Source organism: Micromonospora sp. C31 (genome assembly GCF_018070575.1).
Lineage (GTDB): Bacteria > Actinomycetota > Actinomycetes > Mycobacteriales > Micromonosporaceae > Micromonospora.
This window is the reverse complement of record NZ_JAGPXN010000054.1, coordinates 1-2550: the sequence shown is the minus strand read 5'-3', so window position 1 is coordinate 2550 and position 2550 is coordinate 1. Positions and strand designations below refer to the sequence as shown.

Annotated in this window: 1 protein-coding gene; it reads right to left on the bottom strand. The window is 76.2% G+C overall.

All coding sequences use genetic code 11. The features are described 5' to 3' along the window. Window positions 1–2530, bottom strand: a 2530-nt coding sequence (locus KBX06_RS27380) for a type I polyketide synthase (protein WP_210839940.1), incomplete at its 3' end; no start/stop codon positions are given. Window positions 2531–2550 lie beyond the last annotated feature (20 nt).

The following is a 2550-nucleotide window of genomic DNA, read 5'->3' as shown; positions in this document are numbered from 1 at the left end:
CCAACCCGGCCCACCGATCCGGAAACGGACCCACCGCATCCCGACCCTCCACCAACAACGACCAGAACTCCTCCGGCGAATCCGCACCCGGCAACCGACACCCCATCGCCACGATCGCGATCGGCTCGTCGTTGCCGGTCGGGGCGGGGCGCTCGACGGTGCGGGCGGGGCGGGTCGGCGCACCGGCGAGGTCGAGCCGGTCGAGCAGGACGGCGGCGACGGCCCGTGGGGTCGGGTGGTCGAAGGCGAGAGTCGCGGGGAGGGTCACGTCGGTGGCGGCGGCGAGCCGCTTGCGCAGCTCCACCGCCATCAGCGAGTCCAGGCCGAGTTCCTTGAAGACCTGGTTCGGCGCGACCGCGTCGGCCGAGGGCGCGCCGAGGACCACGGCGGCCTCCGCGCGGACCAGGCCGACCAGGGCGGTGAGCCGTTCGTCGGCCGGGAGCGCGGCGATCCGGTCGCGCAGGGTGCCCGCGCCGCCGGCCCCTGCCCGCCGGGCGGGGGTCCGGAGCAGGCCACGCAGCAGCGCGGGGGCCGGCACGCCGTTGTCGACCTCACGCTGGAGGCTGGTCAGCGCCAACCGGACCGGTACGAGGTGCGGCTCGGTGCGGGCCAGCGCGGTGTCCACGGCGCTCAGCCCCTGCTCGGGGCTGAGCGCGGCGATGCCCTGCCGGCGCAGCCGGGACAGGTCGGCCTGGCCGAGGCTGGCGGTCAGGCCGGTGCCGGCCTGCTGCCAGAGACCCCAGGAGAGGCTGGTGCCGGGCAGCCCGGCGGCGCGGCGCGCGGCGGCGAGAGCGTCGAGGAAGGTGTTCGCGGCGGCGTACCCGCTCTGGCCCGGGTTGCCGAGCACACCGGCGGCGGAGGAGAAGAGCACGAATGCGGCCAGGTCGTGGCCGGCGGTCAACTCGTGCAGGTGCCAGGCGCCGTCGACCTTCGGGGCGAGGACCGGGGCGAGGCGGTCGACGGTCTGGTCCACCAGGAGACCGTCGTCGAGGACGGCGGCGAGGTGGAAGACGCCCGTCCACGCCGGCTCGCCGGCGAGCACCGCGGCCACCTGGTCCCGGTCGGTGACGTCGCAGGCCACCACGCGCACGGAGGTGGCTCCGGCGGCGGTGAGGTCGGCGACGACGGTCGCCGCGCCCGGGGCCTGCGGGCCCCGTCGGGAGGTGAGCACGAGCCGCCGTACGCCGTGCCGCTGCACCAGGTGCCGGGAGAGAAGCAGGCCCAGCTCGCCGGTGCCACCGGTGACCAGGACCGCCGCGTCGGGGTCGAGCGGGCGGGCCGGCTCGCCGGACGCGCCACCGACGCGGCGCAGCCGGGCCGGGTGCAGGTGCCCGGCACGGACCGCCAGTTCCGGCTCGTCGCGGGCGTCGAGGGCACGGCGTACGGTCTCGTCGTCGGCGGTGCTCTGGCCGGGAAGGTCGACCAGGCGCAGCGACCGGTCGGGGTGCTCGGTGCGGGCGGCGCGGACCAGCCCCCAGACACCGCTGGCGGCGAGGCCGGTGAGTCGGTCGCCGTCCGCCGCGCAAACGGCGTCCCGGGTCAGCCAGACCAGTTCGGCCCCCGCGAGACGCTCGTCGGCGAGGATCCGACGGGCGGCGTCGACGGCGGCCAGGACGGTCGCGCTCGCGCGTTCCGCGGCCGATCCGTCGCTGGCGGTGTGGCCGTCACCGGTGTGGTCGAGGACGACCCGGTGCGGGGGCTCGGCGTCGGCGAGCAGGGCGAGCAGGGCGTCGACGTCGGGAAGGCGGAGTGCACCGGGCAGCTCCCGGTCGCCGACGACCCAGGTCCGCTCGACCGGGTGGGTGGCGACGGCGTCCCCGGCGGCGAACGCGACCCGGTACAGGTGCTCGACGGTGGTGGCGGCACGGAGCTGGTCCGGGGTGGCCGGACGCAACCGCAGTTCGCGGACGTGCAGCACCGGAGCGCCGTACCCGTCGGCGGCCCAGAGTTCGACGCCGTCGTCGGTCGGTGCCATCCGGACCCGGAGTTCGGTGGCGGCGCTGGCGAACCGGCGGACCCCGGTCCACTGGAACGGCAGGAGCACCTGCTCGTCGCCGTCGCGGCCGAGGCAGGCCAGCAGGTGCAGGGCGGCGTCCAGCAACGCCGGGTGGGTGCCGAAGGCGGCCTGCGCCTGCCCCTGCGGCAGCCGGACCAGGCCGTACGCGTCACCGTCGCGGACGGTCGCCTCGACCAGACCGGCGAAGACGGGACCGTACGCGATGCCCCGGTCGCGGAAGCGCTGGTAGAGCTGGTCGATGTCGACGGAGTCGGTGACCGACCAACTGGCCAGCGGGGTGAAGCCGCTGCTGTCGTCCGGTGCGGTGGTGGTGGTGAGGCTGCCGGTGGCGTGCAGGCGCCACGGGGCGTCGGCGGTCCCGTCGGCGGGCTGGGCGTGCACCGTGACGGTGCGGCTGCCGGAGGTCTCCGGGCCGACGGTGACCTGGACGCGGACCGGCCCGGTCAACACCAACGGCTCGACCAGAGTCAACTCCTCGACCCCACCCGCACCCACCTGCTCCCCAGCAGCCAACGCCACATCCAACAACCCCG